The sequence below is a fragment of the Streptomyces sp. NPDC055287 genome (assembly GCF_053646035.1).
The window spans coordinates 87701-110808 of the sequence record NZ_JBSHNE010000019.1; the positions used below are offsets into that span (position 1 = coordinate 87701).

The window sequence follows — 23108 nt, forward strand, 5'->3', positions numbered from 1 at the left end:
GGGGCGGCATGACGACGGACACGACGACGAGCGCACCCGCGTCGGCCCCCGCCCTCGGGCAGGGTTACGCCGACGACCGCTCGGCCACCGTCGCCTTCCTCCTCCGCACCGAGGACGCGCTGCGCACCACCGGTGCGGACCGCGCTGCGGCGGGCCTCCTGCACACGGCGGCCCGCCGGGCCCGGCGGCGCTTCATGGAGCAGCACGCCGACAGCCTGTACGCCGAACTGACCGACGGGCAGCGCGAGTTCCTGCGCCTGGACGACCTCGCCGCCCGTGCGGCGGAGCTGATGCCCGGACTCGTACCGACGAAGGAGCAGACCGAGGAGGAGCGGCGCAGGCCGCAGCGCGACAAGGAGGGCCGGGAGACCGACCACGGCATCTTCTTCTGGGGCCTGCTGCGTTCCGCCACGGCCGGCCGGCACCTCATGGAGGCCATGCGCAGGCCGACGCAGAAGGCGCTGGCCGCGTTGCCCGGATTCCGGTCGACCGGCCACGCCGACTTCGGCCTCGTCTCGGTGCGGCGCCGGGGCGACACGGGTGAGGTGACCGTACACAACACACGATTCCTCAACGCGGAGGACGACCTGCTGGTCGCGGCGCTGGAGGCGGCGGTCGACCTGGTGCTCCTGGACGACTCGGTGCGCGTGGGCGTGATGCGCGGCGCGGCGATGACCCACCCGCGCTATGCCGGGCGCCGGGTGTTCAGCGCGGGCATCAACCTGACCCGCCTGTACGAGGGCGAGATCTCGCTCATCGACTTCTTCCTGGGACGCGAACTCGGCTACATCAACAAAATCTTCCGGGGGCTGAGCGTCCCGGACGACGGCACCGGCTGGCTGCCGGAGCCGGTCGAGAAGCCGTGGATCGCGGCGGTGGACACCTTCGCGATCGGCGGCGGCGCGCAGATCCTGCTCGTCTTCGACCGCGTGATCGCGGCGGACGACGCCTACTTCACCCTCCCCGCGCTGCGCGAGGGCATCATCCCGGGCGCCGCCAACCTGCGGCTGCCCCGGGTGGCCGGAAACCGGCTGGCCCGGCAGTCGATCTTCGCCGACCGGCGGATCGACGCCGCCTCGCCCGAGGGCCGGCTGCTGTGCGACGAGGCGGTCCCGGCAGACCGGCTGGAGAGGGCGGTACGGGCCGCCGCGGCCGAACTGGCCAACCCGGCCGTCGTCAACAACCGGCGCGTCCTGCACGCCCACGAGGAACCCGAAGACGTGTTCCGGCACTACATGGCGACGTACGCCGTGGAGCAGTGCAGACGCCTGACCAGCAGCGACCTGGTGGAGAACTTGGAACGCACATGGATATCGAGGAACCGATGACCCCCGACACCCTCCCCCACCGCACGATGTACCAGTGGTTCGAGGAATCGGCCCTGCGCCTGCCGGACCACTCCGCCCTGGAGATCGGCGACGAGGTCCTGAGCTACGCCGAGCTGCGCGGTCTGGCCCTCACCCTGGCCGCCCGCATCGTGCACAAGCACGGCGGGCTGCCCGACCGGGTCGCGCTGGCCGCCTCCCGTTCGGTGGGCGCGTACGCCGGGTACCTGGCGATCCAGCGGCTCGGCGCGGCCGTGGTGCCGCTGAACCCGGACTACCCGCAGCAGCGCAACCTCGACATCGCCCAGCGCGCCGGCGTCACCGTCGCCCTCGTGGACGACCGGTCGGCCGGCCTGTTCGGGCTCCTGCCCGAACGCCACCGGCCGACCGTGCTGGAGCTGGACGAGGACGAGCGCGCCGACCCGGACCTGCTGGAGGGGGTGCTGGAGGAGACGCTGCCGCCGGTCCCGAGCGACCTCGGACGCGAGGCGTACATCCTGTTCACCTCGGGGTCGACCGGCCAGCCCAAGGGCGTGCCGATCCTGCACCGCCAGTTCTCCCCGTACCTCGAACACAACATCCCGCGCTACGAGATCGCCCCGGGCAGCCGTCTCACCCAGGTCTTCGGCCTGACCTTCGACGCGCACGCCTTCGACCTCTTCGCGACCTGGGGCGGCGGCGGCACCCTGGTCGTGCCGACAGCGGCCGACCTGTACACGCCGGTCGACTTCACCGTGGAGCGGAAGCTGACCCACTGGTTCTCGGTGCCGTCGGTGGTGCGCGAGGCCCAGCGGCTCGGCAACCTCCCGCTGGGACGCTGCGTCACGCTGAAGCACAGCATGTTCGGCGCCGAGCCGGTCACCGCCGAGCATGTCGCGCTCTGGCGCGAGGTGGCACCGCACTCGCAGATCCACAATGTGTACGGCCCGACCGAGTTGGTCATCTGCTGCTCCAACCACCGCTTGACCGGGCCGAGTTCGGATTGGCCCGAATTCGCCGGCGGCACGGTCCCGATCGGCACGATGTACCCGGGCATGGAGGGCGTGCTGCTCGACGAGGACGGACGCGCGGCGGACGAGGGCGAACTGTGCGTGCGCGGCCCGCAGCGGTTCGACGGCTACCTCGATCCGCGCGAGAACGCCGGCCGGTTCCTCTCGTACGAAGAGGGCGGCCGGGCCACCGTCTACGACGGCACGACTCCCCTCACCGAGCAGCACTGGTACCGCACCGGTGACCGGGTCCGTCGCGACGGCGACGTCATGGTGCACTGCGGCCGGCTCGACCAGCAGGTCAAGATCCGCGGCCACCGCGTGGAGATCGGCGAGGTGGAGGCGGTACTGCGCCGCCACCCCGCGGTCGTCGACGTCGCGGTGATCGCGCTCCCGACGGCGGACGGCGAGACCGAGCTGGTTGCCGCCTACGCGGGCCGGGAGACCGACGCGGCGCGGTTCGACGCGTGGCTGCGCGAGCAGGTCCCGCTGCACATGGTGCCCGCGCGGATCACCCGGCTGGACGGCCTGCCGCTCAACGACAACGGAAAGACGGACCGCAAAGCACTGGCGCGGATCCTCGGCACCCCGGAGGGGTCATGACAGACGCGACCGAGCTGCACCTGGACCACTGGCGCGGCGCACTGGCCGGCCTCGAACCCCTGGAGCTGCCCGCCGACCGCCCGCGCACCTCGGTGCGCGAGCCCGGCACGGCCCGGTGTACCGCGGCCGTCCCGGCCGGTACGGCGGACGCCCTGCGCAAGGCAGCGGCCGGATACGGCGCGCCGCTCCCGGTCGTGCTGCTCGCGGCGTACCAGCTCCTGCTGGGCCGCTGGAGCCGTGCCCACGACGTGGCTGTCGGCACGCCGCTGGCCGGCGAACTCGCGGTCGTACGGACCGACCTGGCGGCGGCGACCTTCGGGGACCTGGTGCAGCGGGCCGGTGCCGCGGTGCGGGAGGCCCAGGCCCGCCAGGAGGTGCCGTTCGAGGCGCTCGTCGCGGCCCTCGTGCCCGAGCCGGACACCAGCCACCACCCGCTCGTCCAGGCGCTGTTCGCCGCGTCCGACGCCGCGACCGCCGCGACCGCCGCGACCGCCGGGAGCTGCCCGCCCGACCTCGCGCTGGTCTTCACGGACCGGGAGGGGGCGGAGATCGAGGTCCACGTCGACTTCAGCACCGCGCTGTTCGACGCCGCGACCGCCGAGCGGTTCGCCGGGAACTACCTGACTCTGCTCGCCTCCGTCGCGGAGCACCCCGACGCCGCGCTGGACGCCCTCGACATCCTCGACGAGGCCGGGCGGCACCTGCTGCTCACCGAGTGGAGCGTGCGCCCCGCCGGGTTCCCGGCGGGACGCGGTGTCGCAGAGCTGGTGGCCGAGCGGGCCGGGCGGGCGCCCGACTCGGTCGCCGTGGTGTTCGGCGACGAGGAAGTGACGTACGCCGGGCTCAATGTCCGCGCCAACCGGCTGGCCCACCACCTGCGGTCCCTCGGCGTCGCGCCGGACGTCCCGGTCGGCGTCTGCCTGGAGCGCGGTCCCGAGCTGATCGTCGCGCTGCTCGCCGTACTGAAGGCGGGCGGGGCGTACGTACCGCTCGATCCCGAACACCCGGTCGACCGACTCGACTTCGTCCTGCGCGACACCGCGGCGCCCGTCGTCGTCACGCAGGAGTCCCTGCGCGGGCGGCTCGCGGGCGAGGGACGCGTGCTCGTCGCCGTCGACACCGACCGCGAGCGCGTCGCCGCCGGCAGCGGCACGGATCCCGCGCCGGCCGCCGGGCCGGACCACCTCGCGTACGTCCTCTACACCTCCGGGTCCACCGGCACCCCCAAGGGCGTCGCCATCGCCCTCGGTTCGCTGGTCAACCTGCTCCTCGCGATGCGGGAGATCTTCCCGGCGCCCGCGAGCGACCGGGTCCTGTTCACCACGTCGGCGACCTTCGACATCGCGAACGTCGAGGTGTTCCTGCCCCTGATCACCGGCGGCCGGATCATCGGCGCCGACCGGGAACAGGTCCACACCCCGCGCGCGCTCGCCGGCCTCGTCGACCGGCACGACGTCACCCTCGTCCAGGCCACCCCGTCGGCCTGGCGGCCGCTGCTCGACGCCCTCGGCGAGCGGCCCGAGCCGCGCGACCTGAGCATCTTCACCGCCGGCGAGGCGCTGCCGGCCGACCTGGCGGCGAAGATGCTGCGCGCGGGCCGCCGCGTCGTCAACGGCTACGGCCCGACGGAGACCACCGTCTACGCCACCGTCGCCGAGATCCGCGACGCGGCCGGCCCCGTTCCGATCGGCCGCCCCACCCCGAACACCGAGGTGTACGTGGTGGACGAGGCCGACCGGCCGGTACCCGTCGGCGTACCCGGTGAACTGCTCATCGGCGGCAAGGGCGTGGCCCGTGGCTACCTCGGCCGCGCGGATCTGACCCGGGAGCGGTTCACCGCGCACCCTTTCCCGGCACACGCCGCCGAAGGGCCGCAGGCCCGCGTGTACCGCACCGGGGACCTGGTGCGGTGGCTGCCGGACGGGAACCTGGAGTTCCTGGGGCGCCTGGACCACCAGGTGAAGGTACGCGGCTTCCGCATCGAGCTCGGCGAGATCGAGTCGGCGCTCCTCGCCCACGAGGACGTGGCCTCCTGCGTCGTGACCGTCCGGGAGGACGTGCCCGGCGGCGTACCCGGCGAGAAGGCGCTCGTCGCGTACTGCGTACCGGCCCACGGCCGCGCGCTGAACGTCGGCACCCTGCGCGACTGGTGCGGGCGTGGCCTGCCCGGCTACATGGTGCCCGGCGCCTTCGTCTTCCTCGACGGGCTGCCGCTCACCACCAGTGGCAAGACGGACCGCACCGCGCTGCCCGCCCCGGACGGCGAACGGACCGGCCTGGACGCCGAGTTCGTAGCGCCGCGCACCCCCGCCGAGCGCGCCGTCGCCCGCATCTGGGCCGAGGCGCTGTGGGCCGACGAGGTCGGCGCCCACGACGACTTCTTCGAGCTCGGCGGCGACTCGCTGACCGCGACCCGGGTTGCCCTGCGGCTCCAGGCGGAGTTCGGCCTGGAGATCCCGGTGCGGGTGCTGTTCACCTCCTCGACCGTCGAGACGCTCGCGAAGGCCCTGACCACGGCGCGCCGCGCCGGCGGATTCCCCGCGGCCTGATCCGGCGCCGTACCCCCTGCGGACTGTCACCCGACGACAGTCCGCAGGACCGGCACGCCCCTTTTCCCGACATCCGCCCGTACGTCCACGCGCCTCGGCGCAGGCCCCTGCCCCGCACGGGCCCCCGGAACACAGAGGTTGACCCATGAGTGACAAGCCGGTGCTTCTCGTCGTCTACGACACGGGGAGCCTCGCACCGACCCGGCTGGCGGAGGCCGCCCGGGACAACGGCTGCTCGCTGGTCTTCGTGACGGCCGGCACCGACCACGCGCGGGAGATGATCCCCACGCTGGAGACGGTCGGCTCCGTGGTGGACACCGCGGGCCGCACCGAGGCGGAGCTCGTGGACGCGCTGCGCGCGCTCGCCCCGGCGGGCATCATCACCTTCAGCGAGTTCCAGATCGCGCTCACCGTCCGGCTCGCCGAGGCGCTCGGACTGCGCTACCACCGGCCCGTCGACGTCGACGCGATCACGCACAAGGACCTCCAGCGGCAGCGCTTCGCCGAGGCGGGCGTCGACAGTGTCCGCTTCCGCACGATCACCGGGGCCGAGCAGGCGGACGAGGCACTCGCGTACGTCGGACTGCCCGCCATCATCAAGCCGGTGATCGGCGCGTCCAGCCGCAACACCCAGGCCGTCACGACGTCCGAGGAGTGCCACGCCGCCCTGGGGGAGATGTTCTCCGGCGACGGCGAGGGGCCCACCGAGACCGCCGTGATGCTGGAGGAGCTGCTGGTCGGCCGGGACACCCCGGCGCCCTGGGGCGACTACATCGCGGTCGACTGCGTCGCGGACGGCGACGACGTCCGTCCGGTCTTCGTGACCAGCAAGTTCGCGCTGGCCGAGCCGTTCCGCGAGCGCGGAGGCTACGGCGGCTTCTCCGTCGTCCCCGAGGACGAGGAGCGCGCCGTACGCGACCTGGCGTGCCGCGCGGTGCGCGCCCTGCACATCCACGGCGTCGCCGACGTCGAGATCAAGCTGACCGCCGAAGGTCCCCGGGTCATCGAGGTCAACGGCCGCCTCGGTGCCTGGGTCGACGATCTCGCGGTCCGTTCGGGCACGTCGGACCCCGCGTACGTGGCGGTCGCGGCCGCGCTCGGCCGGCCGTACGAGACGCCCGAGGTCATGAAGGACGGGCCGATCGCCTTCCACTACCTGATCGTGCCGCCCGCCGGCGCCCGCAGGGTGAAGTCGATCCGCAACGTCTCCGCCCTGCGCCGGCTGCCGAACGTGGACCGCGTCACTGTGCTGGCCGAGCCGGGCGTCTCCGCGGACTGGCGCATCGGCGCGCGCGGCAACACGGCGGCCGTCATCGGCTCCGCCGCGAACCACCGGGAACTGGCCGCGACCGTCGCCGCCATCGAGAACGTGGACTGGATCACTTATGAGTGAGTTCGTCATCTTCGACCTGGACGGCGTCCTGGTCGACACCCAGGACGCCGAGAACGGCGGGCTCGCGTACATCGGCGAGCTGATGGGTCTTCACCTGACCAAGGAGCGGCGGGACGAGCTCTTCTCCGGAAAGAAGATGCAGGAGTGCATCGACCTGATGGAGGAGATCTCCGGCACCGCACCGCCGGCCGACGCCATGGCGCTCGCCCGCGCCAAGTGCGATGAGCTCATCGGCTCCTGGCTGGAGCCCATCGAGGGTGTCGCGTACGCCCTGGAGCAGCTGAGCTCCGTCCTCGGCGTCGGCATGTGCGTCGCCTCGAACAGCCCGCCGGACATCATGGCGAGCCGCCTCGGCAAGTCGGGCATCCTGCACCACTTCGAGGGCCGGCTCTTCTCGGCGTACGACATCAACGCCTGGAAGCCGGACCCGAAGCTGTTCCTGTGGGCGGCGGCCGAGTGCGGCGCCGACGTGGACGACTGCGTCGTGGTCGAGGACAGCCCGGTCGGCGTGGACGCCGCACTCGGCGCCGGGATGCGGGTGCTGCAGTACACCGCCGATCCCGCCGTCGGCCCGCACCGCGACGGCGCCCTCGCCTTCCCTTCCATGCGGGAACTGCCCCGCCTCGTCCGCGACGCGCACCGGCTCGCGGCCCCCTCCTCGCTCGCCACCGCTCACCTCGGAGGTACCTCATGAACAGCCCCCGCAAGATCATGGTCCTCGGCGCCGGCGACATCGGCCGCCGCGCCTTCCACGAGCTCGCCCACAGCACGGCCGACCGGCATGTGCAGCTCGTCGGCCGTGACGAGGAAGTGGTGCTGCGCGCCGCCAACCTGACCCGCTTCTGCGCTGTGCAGCGCGGTCACGCGCCCACCGTCAGCCACGCCGTCACGGACCTGACCGACGTGGCGCGCACCGCCGAACGCATCGCGGCCTTCGCACCCGACGTCATCTTCCTCGCAGCCAGCTACCAGTCGTGGTGGGTCATCTCCACCCTGGAGGCGTCCGCCTTCCAGCGCGTGTACGCCGCCAACTACGGCCCGTGGCTGCCGATGCACCTCGTCCCGGTGATGAAGGCCATGGAGGCCGTCAAGCTCTCCGGTACCGAGGCCGTCGTCGTCAACGCGGCCTACCCCGACGCCGTGCACCCGGCGCTCACCGCGATCGGCATGTCCCCCGACATCGGCATCGGCAACGTCGCCAACAACGTCCCGGGCATCACCGCCGCCGCCGCCGACGAGCTCGGCCGCAGCACCGCGGACGTCGAGGTGCGGCTCGTCGCCCACCACTACGTCTCGCACCGCCTGTCGCGCCACGGCAACAGCGGCCCGGCCGCCATGGGCCTCGGCATCCGCGTCGACGGCCGCGACATCACCGCGGAGCTGGACATCGAGGCGCTGCTGAACCGGCTTCCCGGGCAGTACCGCCGCACCGGCGGCATGCCGGGACAGACCATGACGGCGGCCTCGGCGCTCAGCGTCCTGGAGCCGCTGGCCGACGGCCGCGACGCCGTCGTGCACGCGCCCGGTGCGGACGGCGCGCTGGGCGGCTTCCCGGTGGCGATCGAGTCGGGCAAGTTCCGGCCGCTGCTGCCGGACGGCATGACGGAGGAGCAGGCCCACGCCATCAACCTCTCGGGCCAGGTGCAGGACGGCATCAGCGAGATACGCCCGGACGGCACCGTCGTCTTCGAGCCCTCCTCCATGGCCATCATGACCGAGGAACTCGGGTACGACTGCGCCGAGATGAAGCTCTCGGAGGCGGAGGGCCGCGCCCAGGAGATCGCCGAGCGGTTCGCCGCCTACCGCGACCGGACGGCCAAGTGACGGCAGCCGCCGACGAGCGCGCGCCGGCCGGCGGCACACCGCCCGGCCCGGAGCTGGTCTGGCAGCGCAGGGTTTCCGCGTACGCCGACGAGGCGGCCCGTCACGAACGGATCCTGGACCCGGACGAGCGGGCCCGCCTGTCGGGGTTCCGCCTCGGTGCCGACCGGGACCGCTACCGGGTGGCCCATGTCGCGCTGCGGCGCCTGCTCGGCGAGCGGCTCGGCACGGACCCGGCGGCCGTTCCGATCGGCCGACTGCCGTGCACCGGGTGCGGCGGGCCGCACGGGCGGCCCGTCGTACCCGGCGCCCCCGTGCACTTCTCCCTGTCGCACGCGGGGGACGTCGTGATCGTCGCCCTGGCGTCGGCGCCGGTGGGCGTGGACGTCGAGGAGGTGCCGCGGCCGGACCTGGCGGCGGCCACCGCGACGACCGCCCTGCACCCGGCCGAGCTGCGCGAGCTCGCGGCGCTGGCGCCGGGCGCGCGCGGCGCGGCGTTCGCGCGGTGCTGGACCCGCAAAGAGGCGTACCTGAAGGCCACCGGTACGGGGCTGAACGTGGCTCCGTCCACCGTCCTGTCGGGTACGGGGCAAGAACCGGCGCCGGCCGCCGGCCGGCGGGTCGCGGACCTGCCCACCTTCCCCGGATACGCGGCGGCCGTCGCGACCCGGGACGAAACCACCACCACCACAGAGAAGGCGTAGGGGAAGCTGTGAAGCTGTTGCTGCTCGGCGGTACCGACTTCGGAGGCCGCGCGGTCGCCGAGGCCGCGCGCGACCGTGGCTGGGAGGTCACCGTCTTCCACCGGGGCGAGCACCCGGCGCCGGTCGGCGTGCGGGTCCTGCACGGGGACCGCACCGCGCCCGACGGTCTCGCCGCCCTCGCCGACGGCGAGTGGGACGCGGTCGTCGACACCTGGTCCTCCGGCCCGTCCGCCGTGCGCGACGCGGCCCGGCTGCTGTCCGGCCGTGTGGGCCGCTACGCCTTCGTCTCCAGCCGCTCGGTGTACGCCTGGCCCGCCCCGGCCGGCCTGGACGAGGACGGCCCGCTGGCCGAGGGGGACCCCGACGCCGACGCGACGGAGTACCCGGCGGACAAGCGCGGCGGAGAGCTGGCCGCGCTCCGGGAGTTCGGCGAGGAGCGCACCCTGATCGTCCGGGCGGGGCTCATCCTCGGCCCGCGTGAGACCCCCGGCCGACTGACCTGGTGGCTGGAGCGCATCGCCAGGGGCGGCCCGGTGCTCGCCCCCGGCCCGCGCGACACCCCGCTGCAGTACGTCGACGCCCGTGACCTCGCGGCCTGGGTGCTCGACGCCCTGGACGCCGGTCTGCACGGTCCGTACAACATGGTGGGTCCGCGCGACCACACCACCATGGGCGAACTGCTGGACTCCTGCGTGCGGGTCACCGGGTCGGACGCCGAGCTGCGCTGGGCCTCCCCGGAGGCCGTCGAGGCGGCGGGCGTCGAGGGCTGGAGCGATCTGCCGATCTGGGCTCCGCCGGGCAGCGAGCTCCACGCGGCGGTGCACGCGGGCGACGTCTCGCGGGTCCTCGCCACGGGTCTGCGCTGCCGTCCGGTTCTGGACACGGTGCGGGACACCTGGGCCTGGCGTCTGGCGCTGCCCGTGGACACGGCACCGCCTCTGGCGGACGGCCTGTCCGCCGAGAAGGAGGTGGAGGCCCTCGCCGCCGTGGCCGCGAAAACCGGCCCGTCCGGCGTGTGAGGGACCACCGCCCGGAGGGCGTCCTGGGGCCCGGAGGCAGGAAGATGGCTGGTGCACGTATCTTGACGCGAGGCGGCGCTCGGCATAGCGTCCGGGGAGCTGAGCAAGCGCTTGGAGAGGTTCGTCCGTGTCGAACAATGATCCGCTGCGCGCCGCCGAAGCCGCGCTGACCGCCCCCGGGGCGCCCTTCGAGATCGTGCGCGCGGAAGACGGGAGTCCGCTGTACGCCGGCGGGCCCCGGACTCTGCGGGAGTTCGTCGAGGTGACCTGGGCACACGGGGACCGGCCGTTCCTGGTGGCGGACAGCGGGACGTACACGTACGGCGAGTTCTTCGCCGCCGCCTGCGCGCTGGCCCGGCGGTTCACCGGGGAGTACGGGCTCGCGCCCGGGGACCGCGCCGTCATCGCCATGCGCAACCACCCCGAGTGGCAGGTCTCCTTCTGGGCGGCCCAGTTGGCCGGACTCGTCGCCGTGCCGCTCAACGCCTGGTGGACCGGGGAGGAGTTCGCGTACGCACTGGACGACTGCGCGCCGCGCGTGCTGCTCGTCGACGGCGAGCGGCTGCCGCGCGTGGAGCCCTGGCTCGCGGGGCGCGAGGAGCGGCCCCGGGTGATCGTGTTCCACGGGGACCCGGGGGAGTGGGGCGAGCCGTACGAGGGGATTCGCGCTGCCGATCCGCTGCTCGGGCCGCCCGACGTCGACGTACGGGCCGAGGACGACGCCACCATCATCTACACGTCCGGCACCACCGGGCGGCCCAAGGGCGCCGTCGCCACCCACCTCGCCCAGGCCGGCGCCGCCACGCACCCCCGCTTCCACGCCGCGCTCTCCGCGCTCGGGCGCGGGCGGATCCCGGGGCAGGGGCCCGCCCCCGTGTCCCTCATGACGTTCCCGTTCTTCCATGTCGCGGCCTTCACCGCCCTGTACTCCGTCATGGCGGCCGGCGGGACCCTCGTCCTCATGCACAAGTGGGACGCCGGGCGGGCGCTCGAGCTGATCCGCGAGCACCGGGTCACGCACTACGCCGGTGTGCCGGCCACCGCCCTCCAGCTGCTGGACGCCGCAGAAGCCGCCGGGGACGGGCTGGAGAGCCTCGCCATGCTCAACACCGGCGGGGCCGCCGCCCCGGCGGGCCTCGTCGGGCGGCTCACCGCCCGGTACGGCGAGCGCGTCGAGCCGCGCAACGGCTACGGGCTCACGGAGACCAGCGGCGGAGTGATGGCCAACTTCGGCGCGGCGTACCGCGCGTACCCCGGCAGCGTCGGCCGGCCCGCCCCGGGCACCGAGGTGCGGATCGCGGGTCCCGGCGGGCAGGCGCTGGCCGACGGCGAGGTCGGTGAACTGTGGCTGCGCGGGCAGTCGGTCGTCAGGGGGTACTGGAACGATCCCGGTGCGACCGCGCAGGCGTTCGCCGACGGCGGATGGTTCAGGACAGGGGACCTCGCGGTCGTGCGGGACGGCCGGGTCAGCATCGTCGACCGCATCAAGGACATGGTCGTCCGGGGCGGCGAGAACGTGTACTGCGTCGAGGTCGAGAGCGTGCTGCACGGTCACCCGGACGTCCTCGACGCGGCCGTGCTCGGCATCCCGCACCCCGTCCTCGGTGAGGAGGTCGCCGCCGTCGTGCAGCTGCGGCCCGGTGCCACGGCCGGCGCGGACGAGCTCCGCGCGCACGTCGGCAAGCACCTCGCCGCGTTCAAGGTGCCCGCCCATGTGCGCGTCCGGGACGAACCGCTGCCCCGCAACGCCACCGGGAAGATCCTCAAGCGGGAACTGCGCACCACCGCAGGTCTGTTCGTCAGGGGCGGGTGACGCGGACCCGGAAGTTGCCGCTGTCGTCCTCGTCGTCCACCGAGATCCGGACCCCGTGCTGACGGTCCCTGAACGTATCGCCCTCCTCGAACGGCGCGTCCGACAGCTCCGCGTGCACATTGGGCCGTCGTGTGCAGCCCCCGCTGTCGCGCTCGCTGTCGGCGACGGTCACCGGGCCGTTGCCGGTGTCGACGTCGGCGTCGACGCGGTAGATGAGGACGCCCGGCTTGCAGACGGCGTCGTCGTTGCCCGCCCGGGTGCGGACCTCCACGGCGTAACCCGTCCTCTCCGTCAGGGGTACGAACACGAGCTTCGCCCGGTCGCCGTCGTCGCGGGACGCGAGCGGAGCCAGGAGGTGCTCGCTGGTGCCGCGCGCGGACGCGCAGCGGATCTGCGTGCTGTCGAGCCAGCCGAGCTTCCACTTGTGCCAGCCCAGCAGGTCGTTGTTGGCACCCCAGTCCTCCGACATGATGTCCCAGTGCCCGACGGCCCCGCCGCCGTCCACGGTGTAGAGGTCCGGCAGCCCGAAGACGTGGCCGTTCTCGTGCGGCAGCACCCGGAAGCCGGTCTCGCCGTACGATCCCGAGCCGTCGTCCTGGCGGCTGTAGACGAACGACGTGTTGGCGAGCGGGACGCCGTCGGCGCGCGGCGCGTCGTCGTTGCCGGAGAAGGTGACGGACAGGACGGTGTCCAGGGCCGAGGGCCCGGCATTGGGTGTGACCAGGATGTTGACGAGGTCGTACGCGCGGAAGTTCACCCGGTCGTCGGTCTCCGTGATGATGTCCTCGACGAGGCCGCGGTAGCCGGGTTCGTACGGTGAGCCGCGGTCGATGCCGTACTCCGCGAAGGGCAGCGGCATCCGTACCCACTCGGTGAACGGCGCGACGGGCCGGTAGCGCATGCGCCCGTACGAGCTCGTCGTGAACCACTTCGTCGTCTGCGGGAAGAACTCCTCGAACCGGTCGCGCGCCGGGCCCTCCCCCGGCGCGTCCGAGAAGTCGATCATGAGGGTGAGGGCGAGCACATCGCCTGTGGAGCGGGCGAAGCCGGGCGGCGTCGGGAGTCCTTCCGACATCTGCACGCCCATGGTGCCCGCGATCCGGCACGGCTTGAGGGCGGCTTCGTCGGGCACCGAAGCCGTACGGTCGGCTGCGGCCACCGGGCCGGCCGAGGCCTTCGAGCCGTTGGCGAGCAGGGATTCGGCGGAGGTGACGGAGGTGAGGGCGAGGCCGGTCAGGGCAGCGACGCTGACGATGTGGCGGGGCTTGCGTATCCGGGGGCGGGTCTGCTGCATAGATTCGCCTTCGGGGTCCGCGGCAGCCGGCCGTCCCTGACTGCTCTCGTGCGATCACCCTGTGCCTGGGGCCGTCCGGGCGCCCGCTGGGTGGCCCGATCGTGGGAACTTCCGGCTTCACTTGTGATCCGGGTCACATGTTCGACTTCGGGAAATAACCGGGGACACTCTCCCCGTTTGCATCTGTGTCCGCCGAAGCGGGGACTCGATCCCCGGTTGTGTACGCGAGATCACGAGACGGCCTCGCGCGACGCACGAAACACCCGCCCGAAAGGAAGCGCCGTGGCCACCGTCACCCGCACCGAAACCGCTCAGCGCCGTGCCCCGCGCCCGCGGGCCGACGCCCTGCGCAACCGGGAGCGGATCGTCGCGGCCGCGCGCGAGATGTTCGTCGAGTTCGGCCCCGAGGTCCCGCTCGACGAGATCGCCCGCCGCGCGGGCGTCGGCAACGCGACGCTGTACCGGCACTTCCCCGACCGAGGGGACCTGATCCACCACGTGGTCGTCTCCGTCATGTCCCGCACCACCGACCAGGCGGCGGCCGCGACCGCCGAGGAGGGCGACGCGTTCGACGCGCTGCGCCGCTTCGTCCACGCGGCCGCCGACGAGCGCATCGGCGCGCTGTGCCCGATGCTCTCCGGCGGCTTTGACAAGGACCACCCGGAACTGCTCGCCGAGCGCAAGCGCCTCGAAGAGGCCGTCGACGGCCTCATGGCGCGCGCGCGGCAGGCCGGCCGGCTCCGCGACGACGTGGCCGTCGGCGACCTGCTGGTCGCTCTCTCCCAGCTCACCCGGCCGCTGCCGGGCAGTGCCTGCATGGACTTCGACCAGTTCGTGCACCGGCACCTGCAACTCTTCCTCGACGGCCTGGAGGCACCGGCCCGCTCCGTTCTCCCCGGCTCTCCCGCGACCTTGGAGGACCTGCGCCGGGAATCGTGACTCCCGCCCGACTTCGCCCCGACCCCGCCCCCCTTACTTACGTACCTTTTCGCCTCTTCGCACCCTTAGGTGGATACCTCCATGCCAAAAACAGCCGACACCGTCCTCCCTGATCCGAACCGCTGGAAAGCGCTGGTCTTCATCGCCCTCGCCCAGCTGATGGTGGTGCTCGACGCGACGATCGTGAACATCGCGCTGCCGTCGGCCCAGCGGGACCTCGGGATCTCCGACGCCAACCGCCAGTGGGTCATCACGGCGTACGCCCTGGCCTTCGGTGGACTGCTGCTCTTCGGCGGCCGCATCGCCGACCTGTGGGGCCGCAAGCGCACCTTCACCGTCGGCCTGCTCGGCTTCGCCGCCGCCTCCGCACTCGGCGGCGCGGCCACCAACGAGGCGATGATGCTGGGCTCGCGCGCCCTCCAGGGCGCCTTCGGCGCGCTGCTCGCGCCGGCCGCGCTCTCGCTGCTCGCGGTCACGTTCACCGACGTGAAGGAGCGGGCCAAGGCCTTCGGCATCTTCGGCGCCATAGCGGGCGGCGGCGGCGCGGTCGGCCTGATCCTGGGCGGCTTCCTCACCGAGTACCTGGACTGGCGCTGGACCTTCTTCGTCAACATCCCGTTCGCGATCGTCGCGGCGGCCGGTGCCTACTTCGTGATTCGTGAGCCGGCCGGCGGCCGCAACCGCTCGCCGCTCGACATCCCGGGCGTGGTGCTCTCCACGCTGGGTCTGGTCGCGCTGGTGTACGGCTTCACGCGCGCCGAGTCGGACGGCTGGGCGGCGGGTGCGACCGTCGGCCTGTTCATCGCCTCGGCCGTGCTGCTCGCCGCCTTCGTGTTCGTCGAGTCGAAGGTCAAGTCGCCGCTGCTGCCGCTGCGCGTGCTCATGGAGCGCAACCGCGGCGGTGTCTACCTGTCGCTGGGTCTCGCCGTCATCGCGATGTTCGGGCTCTTCCTCTTCCTCACGTACTACCTCCAGATCGTGAAGGGCTACTCGCCCGTCATGACCGGCTTCGCCTTCCTGCCGATGATCGCGGGCATGATCACGGGCTCGACCCAGGTCGGTGCCCGCCTCATGACACGGGTGGCGCCCCGCTACCTGATGGGCCCCGGCTTCCTGGTCGCGGCGCTCGGCATGCTGCTGCTGACGCAGCTGGAGATCGGTTCGTCGTACGCCGGACTGATCCTGCCGGCGCAGTTGCTGCTGGGTCTGGGCATGGGTACGGCGTTCATGCCGGCCATGTCACTGGCGACGCACGGCATCGAGCCGCGCGACGCGGGCGTGGCCTCGGCCATGGTCAACACCTCGCAGCAGGTGGGCGGCGCGATCGGTACGGCGCTGCTCAACACCATCGCGGCCAGCGCCACCACGGCGTACGTCGCCTCGCACGCCGCCGGCGCCACGAACGCGCAGCTGCTCCAGGCACAGGCGATGGTGCACGGGTACGCCAGTGCCATCTGGTGGGCGGTCGGCATCCTGGCCATCTCCGCGACCATCGCGCTGACGCTGATCAACACCGGCCGTCCGGGTACGACGACGGTCGCGGGCGCGGGTGACGGCGACGCCGCGCACGCCGAGGACGAGATGAAGATCCCCGTCATCGCGCACTGACACCCCGGTCTCCGTACCGGCCCCTGCCTGCCCTGGCTCCTTCCCCAAGCTCTCGGCTTCGCTCGAGCAGGGGAGACCGCACTAGCGGAGCCAGGGCAGGTCCGCGTCCGTGTCCTTGGGCTGGAGCCCCTCGGCCATCACGCGCATGATCTCGCCGAGCTGGCGCACCTGCTCCGGCGTGAGGCGGTCGAACATCGCCTGGCGGACGGTGGCGACATGGCCGGGCGCCGTCTGCTTCAGGACCGCGTACCCCTCGTCCGTCAGCACGGCGTTCTGCCCGCGCCGGTCGGACGGGCAGTCCTCGCGGCGCACCCAGCCGTTGCGCTCCAGACGGGCGACGGCGTGCGAGAGCCGGGAGCGGGTGATCTTGGCGATGCGGGCCAGCTCGGTCATCCTCAGTTGCCGCTGCGGCGCCTGGGCGAGCTGGACGAGCAGGCCGTAGTAGACGTGCGGCATTCCGGCGTCGCGCTGGAGCTGGCGGTCGAGGTGGTCCTCCAGGAGCGTGGTTGCCTGGAGGTAGGCGCGCCAGGTGCGCTGTTCCTGTTCGCTGAGCCAGCGAGGTGCCGTCGTCATGTCACCACTCTACGACTCACTTCTTGAAAGTTAAACTAGATGGAGCTAGGGTCGTACCGACAAGAGCTTGAAACTTCAAGGAAGGTTCGGCCATGGAGCGTGTGCCCGCCCTCTACCTGAGCCACGGCGCCCCGCCGCTGGCCGACGACCCCGTCTGGCCCGGCCAGCTCGCGGCCTGGTCCGCGGAGCTGCCCCGGCCGCGCGCGATCCTGATGGTCTCCGCCCACTGGGAGGAGACCCCGCTCGCCCTCGGCGCCACTGGGACCGTCCCGCTCGTCTACGACTTCTGGGGCTTCCCCGAGCACTACTACCGCGTGGAGTACGCCGCGCCCGGCGCCCCCGGACTCGCCGAATCCGTACGGAAGCTGCTGCGCGGCGCCGGTACTCCCGTCCAGGACATTCCGGACCGCGGGCTCGACCACGGGGCGTACGTCCCGCTGGTCGAGATGTTCCCGGCGGCCGACATTCCCGTACTGCAGATCTCCATGCCCTCGCTCGACCCGCAGCGGCTGATGGACATCGGGCGCAAGCTGGCGCCGCTGCGCGACGAGGGCGTACTGATCGTCGGCAGCGGATTCTTCACCCACAACCTCGCCGCGCTGCGGCACCCGGGCGGGGGAGTGCCCGGCTGGTCGGCGGAGTTCGACGCGTGGGGGCGCGAGGCGCTCGCGGCGGCGGACGTGGACGCGCTGCTCGACTTCGAGCACAAGTCCCCGGCCGGCCGGCTCGCCCACCCGCGCACCGAGCACTTCGCGCCGCTGTTCGTGACGCTGGGCGCCTCGATGGGCGACCTGGGGAGTCAGCGCCATGTGATCGACGGCTTCTGGATGGGGCTGGCGAAGCGGTCGTTGCAGTTCGGGTGACGGGCGACGGGCGACGGGCGACGGGCGACGGGTGGCGGGTGACGGCGATCAGGCCAGCGGCTCGCTGAGCTCGATCGCGCGCAGGGCGGCCGCCAGCGCCCGCTCGTCGCCCACGTCGAGCGCGGTGTCGGTGAGCTTGACGACGTGCTCGTCGCCGTGTGCCGCCGCCCGCTCGAAGACCTCTCCGGGCGTGACGGAGCCCGGTGCGGCGTACGGCACGGGCGCGTCCGGGGCGTACATCGAGGTGACCGCGGCCGACGCGGTCCAGGCGGCGTGCAGGCTCGGCGCCCACAGGGCGCGGGGGAGGGCGGGGAGCGCGCGAAGGACGGCGTTCGGGGCCGTCGCCGCGTGGACCAGCATCGTCTCGTCGCCGTGGCCGTGCGTGGCGTACCGGTGGGTGGCCGCGCGCACCAGCTCCGCCAGCTTCCGCCGGGCCTCGTCCGGGTCCGCCGGGGCGAGCGCCCCCTCCCACACCGGGAGCCGCGTGACCCGTTGGAGGCGGTCCGGGAAGCCCCCTCGCCGTAGGCCGATCGGCGGTACGGCGTCCAGCGCTCCGGCGGCGGTGCGTGCGCCGGGCAGCGGGGCGGGCGGCCGGACGGGCAGGTGGCGGGCGGCCCAGTAGCCGAGGCCGTGGGCGAGCTCGGTGCGGCGGGGGGCGTTCTCGCCGCCCGCCAGCAGGGTGCGGATCGCATGGCCCACCCGGATCACCGGGTGCGAGGAGCTGCCGTACATGCCCGGCAGCAGCCGCGGCCACCAGAGGGCGAGCACGTCCTGCCACGGCTGCTCCGCCACATGCCGCATGAAGTACGCGATCCAGTCGGCGGCCCGGCGGGGATCGCCCAGCGCCGCATGCCAGTTGCCGTCCGTCACCGGGGCGACGGGGGAGGGGAAGTCCTCCAGCCTCGCGGCGTACAGATCCAGCCAGCGGTGCACGGATCCGGCCTGCCCGTTCGAGGCGAGCGCTTCCACGGACATGGGGGCGTGATTGGTGAGCCGGCCGAGGCGCTCGGGGCCATGGGTGTGGAGGCGCTCCAGTGCTTCGTCGAGTGTGCCCGTGGTGTCCATGCGCCGGAGACTAGGGGCGGGGGCCGGCGGGCGTAACGGGCGCCGGACCTAGGCCGGGCCGTGCTCGGCCCGGGCCGGGTCCTGGTCCGCGGGACCCGGTCCCAGGGGCCGTTGGTACCAGGCAACGTCCCAGTAGCGGCCGAACTTAAGGCCGACTTCGCGGTACGTACCGACATGGCGGAAGCCGAAGCGGGTATGGAGCCGTGCGGATGCTTCGTTGGGCTGGGCTATGCCGGCGTAGGCGCGGTGGAGGTTCTCGCCCTCCAGGGCCTCGAACAGCGCCTTGTACAGCAGGGTGCCGATGCCGCGGCCGCCGGTGTCCGGGGCGCAGTACACGCTCACCTCGACGGAGGTGGAGTAGGCGGCCTTCGTCCGGAAGGGGCTGCTCGTCGCGTAACCCAGAATGCGGCCGGAGCGGACCTCGCGAGCAACCAGGAGGCGGTGCGGGCCGTCTTCAGGGTGGGAGCGCAGCCACGGGCGGCGCTGCTCGGGGGTGAAAACGGCGGTGTCGAACGTGATCGCCGTCGCGCGGACGTAATGGTTGTACAGGTCGGTGAGGGCGCCGAGATCGGCCTCCGTGCCCGCGCTGACCTGCACCTCTGAGTGTTCCTGCGGCATGCGTCTCCCCTCGGGGGCCGACAGGGTACTGCAAGATCACGAAAATGAATGCACGCCAGGGGAATTCTGTCCGGATTCCAGTCGTTGTTTCCATCGGAAGCAGGGCACCCGAAGGGAGTCCGGCAGCCAACCAATCGCGACCTACTTACGCAAGGGAGCACGCATGGCAACCCGTGCCGTCGCCCGTCGTCAGACCGCCAGCAGCGGGTCCGGCGGGGTACGCAGCGTTCGCGCCGCAGGCGGGGAGATCGCCGACCGTGACCTGGTCGGCATGTACCTCGACGAAATCGCACGGACGCCGCTGCTCGACGCCGCAAAGGAAGTCGACCTCTCACAGACCATCGAGGCGGGCGTGTACGCCCAGCAGATCCTCGACAAGGAGGTGGAGAGCGAGGCGGACGGCGCCTCCCGCGAGGAGCTGGAAGCGCTGGTCGCCCAGGGCGAGCGCGCGAAGGACCTCTTCATCCGCTCCAACCTCCGCCTCGTCGTGGCTGTCGCGCGGCGCTACCCGCGCAGCGGCCTGCCCCTGCTGGACCTGATCCAGGAGGGGAACGCGGGCCTGGTGCGCGCCGTCGAGAAGTTCGACTACGCGAAGGGCTTCAAGTTCTCGACGTACGCGACCTGGTGGATCCGGCAGGCCATCACCCGGTCCATAGCCGACCAGTCCCGCACCATCCGGCTCCCCGTCCACCTCGTGGAGGAACTGGGCCGCATCCGGCGCGTGCAGCGCGAGTTCAACCGCATGCACGGGCGCGACCCGGAGCACGAGGAGATCGCCGCCGAACTGGAGGCCAAGCCCCAGCGCGTGAGCGACGTCCTGGACTGGGCGCGCGACCCGGTCTCGCTCAACATGCCGGTCGACGACGCCGGTGAGACACAGTTCGGCGACCTGCTCGAGGACACCTCGGCGGTCTCGCCGGAGCAGTCGGTGCTCTCGCTGCTGCGCAGCGAGGAGCTGGAGGGCCTCATAGGCCACCTCGACGAGCGCACGGCCTCCATCATCCGCATGCGGTACGGCATCGAGGACGGCCGCGAGCGGACCCTGACCGAGGTCGGCAAGCAGCACGGACTGACGCGCGAGCGCATCCGGCAGATCGAGAAGCACGCTCTGCTGGAGCTGAAGCGCCTGGCCCACGACACGGGCTTCGAATCGGCCGCGTAAGCGGTCCGAGCGGAGTACGTGTCCTTCCCGGGACCGAGCCCCGGTGCCCTCCCCCCGGCGCCGGGGCTCACCCGGGTCTGCTGCTCCCGGCCGTTGTTCCCAGCCGTGTCTACTGTTCCCGGCCGCCGGTCGCACGGCTGATCCGGCCGCCGAGCCCGGCCAGGTAGTCCACGAGTTCCGGCGGCTCGGACACCGTGAACTCGCAGTCCACCAGGGCGAGTCGGATCCCCAGCCACTCCATCGAGTCGGTGGACGTGACATCGAGCCGGCAGCGGCTGTCGTCGCCCTCCACCGGCTCCGGCGTGCCGAGCGAGGCCGGCAGCCGGGCCGCCACGAACTCCGCGGGCGCGTCGAACGTCGCCACCACCCGGTACCGCGACTGGGACCGGTTGAGGGACTGCCGGATGAACTCGGCGGCGTTCCCGCTCGGCAGCCCCCTGGGCGAGAAGCGCGCCCCCGTGGCGAACGGTTCGCTGACCCGGTCGACGCGGAACGTACGCCAGGCGTCCCGGTCCAGGTCGAACGCGACGAGATACCAGCGCCGCCCCGTACTGACCAGCCGGTGCGGCTCGACGAGACGCCTGGTCTCGGACCCGTCCCCCGCCCGGTAGCCGAACCGCAGCCGCTCCTGGCCGGTCGCCGCGCCCGCCATCACGGTCAGCGTGCGGGGGTCGATCGTCGCCCCGTCGCCGCTGGTCAGCGGAATGGTGGCGGCCTGAAGCGTCGACACCTGCCGGCGCAGCCTGGACGGCAGGACCTGCTCCAGCTTCGCCAGCGCCCGTACGGACGCCTCCTCGATCCCCTCGACCGCGTGCCCCGCCCCGGCCCGCAGCCCCACCGCGATGGCCACGGCCTCCTCGTCGTCGAGCACCAGCGGCGGCATGGCCTTGCCCGCGACGAGCCGGTAGCCACCGTCCGCGCCCATCGTCGCCTGTACGGGATAGCCGAGTTCACGCAGCCGGTCGACGTCGCGCCGTACGGTGCGACGGCTGACGCGCAGCCGTTCGGCGAGCTCGCTGCCCGGCCATTCACGGGGCGTCTGGAGCAGCGAGAGCAGTTGCAGCAGCCGGGCCGGTGTGTCGGTCGTCATGTTCCCAGGATGCCGTCCATGTGGGACATGATCTGTCCTACATGCGCTCTAGTCTCGCTCGTATGACTTCAACAGCCCCGCCCGACCGCCGCCGGTGGTTCGCGCTCGCCATCGTGATGACCGCCGCCTTCATGGACCTGGTCGACGTGACGATCGTCAACATAGCGATCCCCAGCATCCAGAAGGACCTGGGCGCCACGTTCGGCGCGATCCAGTGGATCACCGCGGGATACGCCCTGGCCTTCGCCGCCGGGCTGATCACGGGCGGCAGGCTCGGTGACATCTACGGCCGCAAGCGGCTCTTCCTGGTCGGCATCGGCGGCTTCACGCTCGCCTCCGCGCTCTGCGGATTCGCCGGCGACTCGGACATCCTCGTCGCGTCCCGCATCCTCCAGGGCGCGATGGCGGCCCTGATGGTGCCGCAGGTCCTGTCGATCGTCCACGCCACCTTCCCCGCACACGAGCGCGGCAAGGTCTTCGGCCTCTTCGGCGCGATCGTCGGCCTCGGCGCCGTGTCGGGACCGATGCTGGGCGCGCTGCTCACCGAGTGGAACCTGTTCGGCCTGGAATGGCGGCCGATCTTCCTCATCAACCTCCCGGTGGGCATCGCCGGCCTGATTCTCGGCGCGCGCTTCATCACCGAGTCGAAGGCGCCCAAGGCCCTGCGCCTGGACCTCCTCGGGGTGGCGCTCGCGACGCTCGGCCTCCTCATGCTGATCTACCCGCTGACCCGCGGCGAGGAGCTGGACTGGCCGCTGTGGGGTCACCTCTCGATGGTCGGCAGCCTGCCGGTCTTCGCGCTCTTCGTCGCGTACGAGCGCTACAAGACCCGCAAGGACGGCTCACCCCTCGTCGAGCTGTCCCTGTTCAAGGTGAAGAGCTTCGCGGCGGGCGTCGCGGTGCAGCTGACCTTCGGTGTGGCGCTGGGCATCTTCTTCCTCGTCTGGACGCTGTACATGCAGATCGGCCTCGGCTGGAGCGCGCTGCGAGCGGGCACGACGGGCATCCCGTTCTCCATCGCGGTGTCGCTGGCGGCCGGCATTTCCGTACAGAAGCTCGTCCCGCGTTTCGGGCGGAAGGTCCTCCAGGCGGGCGCGCTGACGATGGCGGCCGGACTGCTGATCTACATCTGGGAGGCCGACCGGTACGGCACGGCCATCCACTCCTGGCAGATGGCGCTGCCGCTCGTGGTGATGGGGCTCGGCATGGGCCTGATCGTGGCGCCGCTGACGGACGCGGTGCTGTCCGACGTCCCGCGCGAGCACGCGGGCTCGGCGTCCGGCCTGATCAACACGATGCAGCAGATGGGCAACGCGCTGGGCCTCGGCCTGGTCTCGGTCGTCTTCTTCGGCGTGATCGACGACGGCCTCGCGCCCGGGGCGGTGGGCATGGCCTTCGTGGACGCGTTCCAGAACGCGCTGTGGTGGGCGACGGCGGTGCTCGTGGTCATCTTCTGCCTGATGTTCGCCCTGCCGAGGCGGCCCCACGTGGGCACGGAAGCGGCCGTGGAGGCCTCACCGGCGAAGGAGCCGGCCCTCACCTCCTGACCCGCGACTCCTGTACGGCGCCCGTGTCCCTCGGACACGGGCGCCGTCGCCGTACGGGCCCGGATGTGCCCACTCGTGCCCGAATCTGTTTACATGCGCGCAACCTGGCCGTACTCTGCGAGATAAACCACAG

At 72.4% G+C, this 23108-nt stretch carries 19 protein-coding genes; 14 read left to right on the plus strand and 5 right to left on the minus strand.

The genetic code is table 11. The annotated features are described in order from the left end of the window. Positions 1–8: 8 nt before the first annotated feature. The 9 genes from ACWIHY_RS26140 (at position 9) to ACWIHY_RS26180 (ending at position 12216) form a co-directional block, all read left to right on the plus strand. Positions 9–1328 (plus strand): enoyl-CoA hydratase/isomerase family protein, encoded by a 1320-nt coding sequence (locus tag ACWIHY_RS26140; protein ID WP_454378123.1) that lies wholly within the window; start codon positions 9–11, stop codon positions 1326–1328. After that, on the plus strand, positions 1307–2917 hold the full coding sequence (locus ACWIHY_RS26145) for an amino acid adenylation domain-containing protein (RefSeq protein WP_454378124.1): 1611 nt from the start codon (positions 1307–1309) through the stop codon (positions 2915–2917). The genes ACWIHY_RS26140 and ACWIHY_RS26145 overlap by 22 nt, the downstream gene beginning before the upstream one ends. Continuing rightward, positions 2914–5466 carry a non-ribosomal peptide synthetase gene (locus tag ACWIHY_RS26150; RefSeq protein ID WP_454378125.1) on the plus strand — a complete coding sequence of 851 codons (2553 nt, stop codon included), beginning with the start codon at positions 2914–2916 and terminating at the stop codon, positions 5464–5466. Before ACWIHY_RS26145 ends, ACWIHY_RS26150 begins: the two co-directional genes overlap by 4 nt. A 145-nt stretch (positions 5467–5611) precedes the next feature. Continuing rightward, entirely contained in the window at positions 5612–6859 is a 1248-nt protein-coding gene (locus ACWIHY_RS26155) for an ATP-grasp domain-containing protein (protein ID WP_454378126.1), read from the plus strand. Beyond that, positions 6852–7553: an HAD-IA family hydrolase gene (locus tag ACWIHY_RS26160; protein ID WP_454378127.1), complete on the plus strand. Its 702-nt coding sequence runs from the start codon at positions 6852–6854 to the stop codon at positions 7551–7553. The genes ACWIHY_RS26155 and ACWIHY_RS26160 overlap by 8 nt, the downstream gene beginning before the upstream one ends. After that, entirely contained in the window at positions 7550–8683 is a 1134-nt protein-coding gene (locus tag ACWIHY_RS26165) for a hypothetical protein (RefSeq protein ID WP_454378128.1), read from the plus strand. The genes ACWIHY_RS26160 and ACWIHY_RS26165 overlap by 4 nt, the downstream gene beginning before the upstream one ends. Then, positions 8680–9384 (plus strand): 4'-phosphopantetheinyl transferase family protein, encoded by a 705-nt coding sequence (locus ACWIHY_RS26170; RefSeq protein WP_454378129.1) that lies wholly within the window; start codon positions 8680–8682, stop codon positions 9382–9384. Before ACWIHY_RS26165 ends, ACWIHY_RS26170 begins: the two co-directional genes overlap by 4 nt. Before the next feature lie 8 nt (positions 9385–9392). After that, entirely contained in the window at positions 9393–10403 is a 1011-nt protein-coding gene (locus ACWIHY_RS26175) for an NAD-dependent epimerase/dehydratase family protein (protein WP_454378130.1), read from the plus strand. Between the two features lie 127 nt (positions 10404–10530). Further along, positions 10531–12216, plus strand: a complete 1686-nt coding sequence (locus ACWIHY_RS26180; RefSeq protein ID WP_454378131.1) for a class I adenylate-forming enzyme family protein — start codon at positions 10531–10533, stop codon at positions 12214–12216. On the opposite strand, the gene ACWIHY_RS26185 is transcribed toward ACWIHY_RS26180, so the two are convergent. Further along, entirely contained in the window at positions 12203–13510 is a 1308-nt protein-coding gene (locus tag ACWIHY_RS26185; protein WP_454378132.1) for a M6 family metalloprotease domain-containing protein, read from the minus strand. The genes ACWIHY_RS26180 and ACWIHY_RS26185 overlap by 14 nt on opposite strands. 282 nt (positions 13511–13792) lie before the next feature. On the opposite strand from ACWIHY_RS26185, the gene ACWIHY_RS26190 reads away from it, so the two are divergent. Both ACWIHY_RS26190 and ACWIHY_RS26195 read left to right on the plus strand, forming a co-directional pair. Further along, complete coding sequence (locus ACWIHY_RS26190) at positions 13793–14449, plus strand: TetR/AcrR family transcriptional regulator (protein WP_454378133.1); 657 nt, start codon at positions 13793–13795, stop codon at positions 14447–14449. Between the two features lie 81 nt (positions 14450–14530). After that, the gene (locus ACWIHY_RS26195) at positions 14531–16057 is read left to right on the plus strand and encodes an MFS transporter (protein ID WP_454378134.1); all 1527 of its coding nucleotides are present in this window, start codon (positions 14531–14533) and stop codon (positions 16055–16057) included. Positions 16058–16138: 81 nt separating this feature from the next. Here the strand turns inward: ACWIHY_RS26195 and ACWIHY_RS26200 are convergent, their stop codons facing one another. Beyond that, positions 16139–16630 (minus strand): MarR family winged helix-turn-helix transcriptional regulator, encoded by a 492-nt coding sequence (locus ACWIHY_RS26200; protein WP_454378135.1) that lies wholly within the window; start codon positions 16628–16630, stop codon positions 16139–16141. Positions 16631–16722: 92 nt separating this feature from the next. On the opposite strand from ACWIHY_RS26200, the gene ACWIHY_RS26205 reads away from it, so the two are divergent. Next, positions 16723–17493, plus strand: a complete 771-nt coding sequence (locus ACWIHY_RS26205) for a dioxygenase family protein (protein WP_454378136.1) — start codon at positions 16723–16725, stop codon at positions 17491–17493. A 48-nt stretch (positions 17494–17541) separates the two neighbouring features. On the opposite strand, the gene ACWIHY_RS26210 is transcribed toward ACWIHY_RS26205, so the two are convergent. Both ACWIHY_RS26210 and ACWIHY_RS26215 read right to left on the minus strand, forming a co-directional pair. Then, the gene (locus ACWIHY_RS26210; RefSeq protein ID WP_454378137.1) at positions 17542–18558 is read right to left on the minus strand and encodes a questin oxidase family protein; all 1017 of its coding nucleotides are present in this window, start codon (positions 18556–18558) and stop codon (positions 17542–17544) included. 48 nt (positions 18559–18606) lie between these two features. Then, positions 18607–19176: an N-acetyltransferase family protein gene (locus ACWIHY_RS26215; RefSeq protein ID WP_454378138.1), complete on the minus strand. Its 570-nt coding sequence runs from the start codon at positions 19174–19176 to the stop codon at positions 18607–18609. Positions 19177–19339: 163 nt separating this feature from the next. Between ACWIHY_RS26215 and ACWIHY_RS26220 the strand changes: the two genes are divergently transcribed. Then, complete coding sequence (locus tag ACWIHY_RS26220) at positions 19340–20338, plus strand: sigma-70 family RNA polymerase sigma factor (RefSeq protein ID WP_454378139.1); 999 nt, start codon at positions 19340–19342, stop codon at positions 20336–20338. A gap of 109 nt (positions 20339–20447) precedes the next feature. Here ACWIHY_RS26220 and ACWIHY_RS26225 read toward each other — a convergent pair whose 3' ends face one another. Next, positions 20448–21428: a helix-turn-helix transcriptional regulator gene (locus ACWIHY_RS26225; RefSeq protein WP_454378140.1), complete on the minus strand. Its 981-nt coding sequence runs from the start codon at positions 21426–21428 to the stop codon at positions 20448–20450. A gap of 62 nt (positions 21429–21490) precedes the next feature. Between ACWIHY_RS26225 and ACWIHY_RS26230 the strand changes: the two genes are divergently transcribed. Beyond that, a complete protein-coding gene (locus ACWIHY_RS26230; protein WP_454378141.1) occupies positions 21491–22975 on the plus strand; it encodes an MFS transporter in 1485 nt (494 codons plus the stop codon). Positions 22976–23108 lie beyond the last annotated feature (133 nt).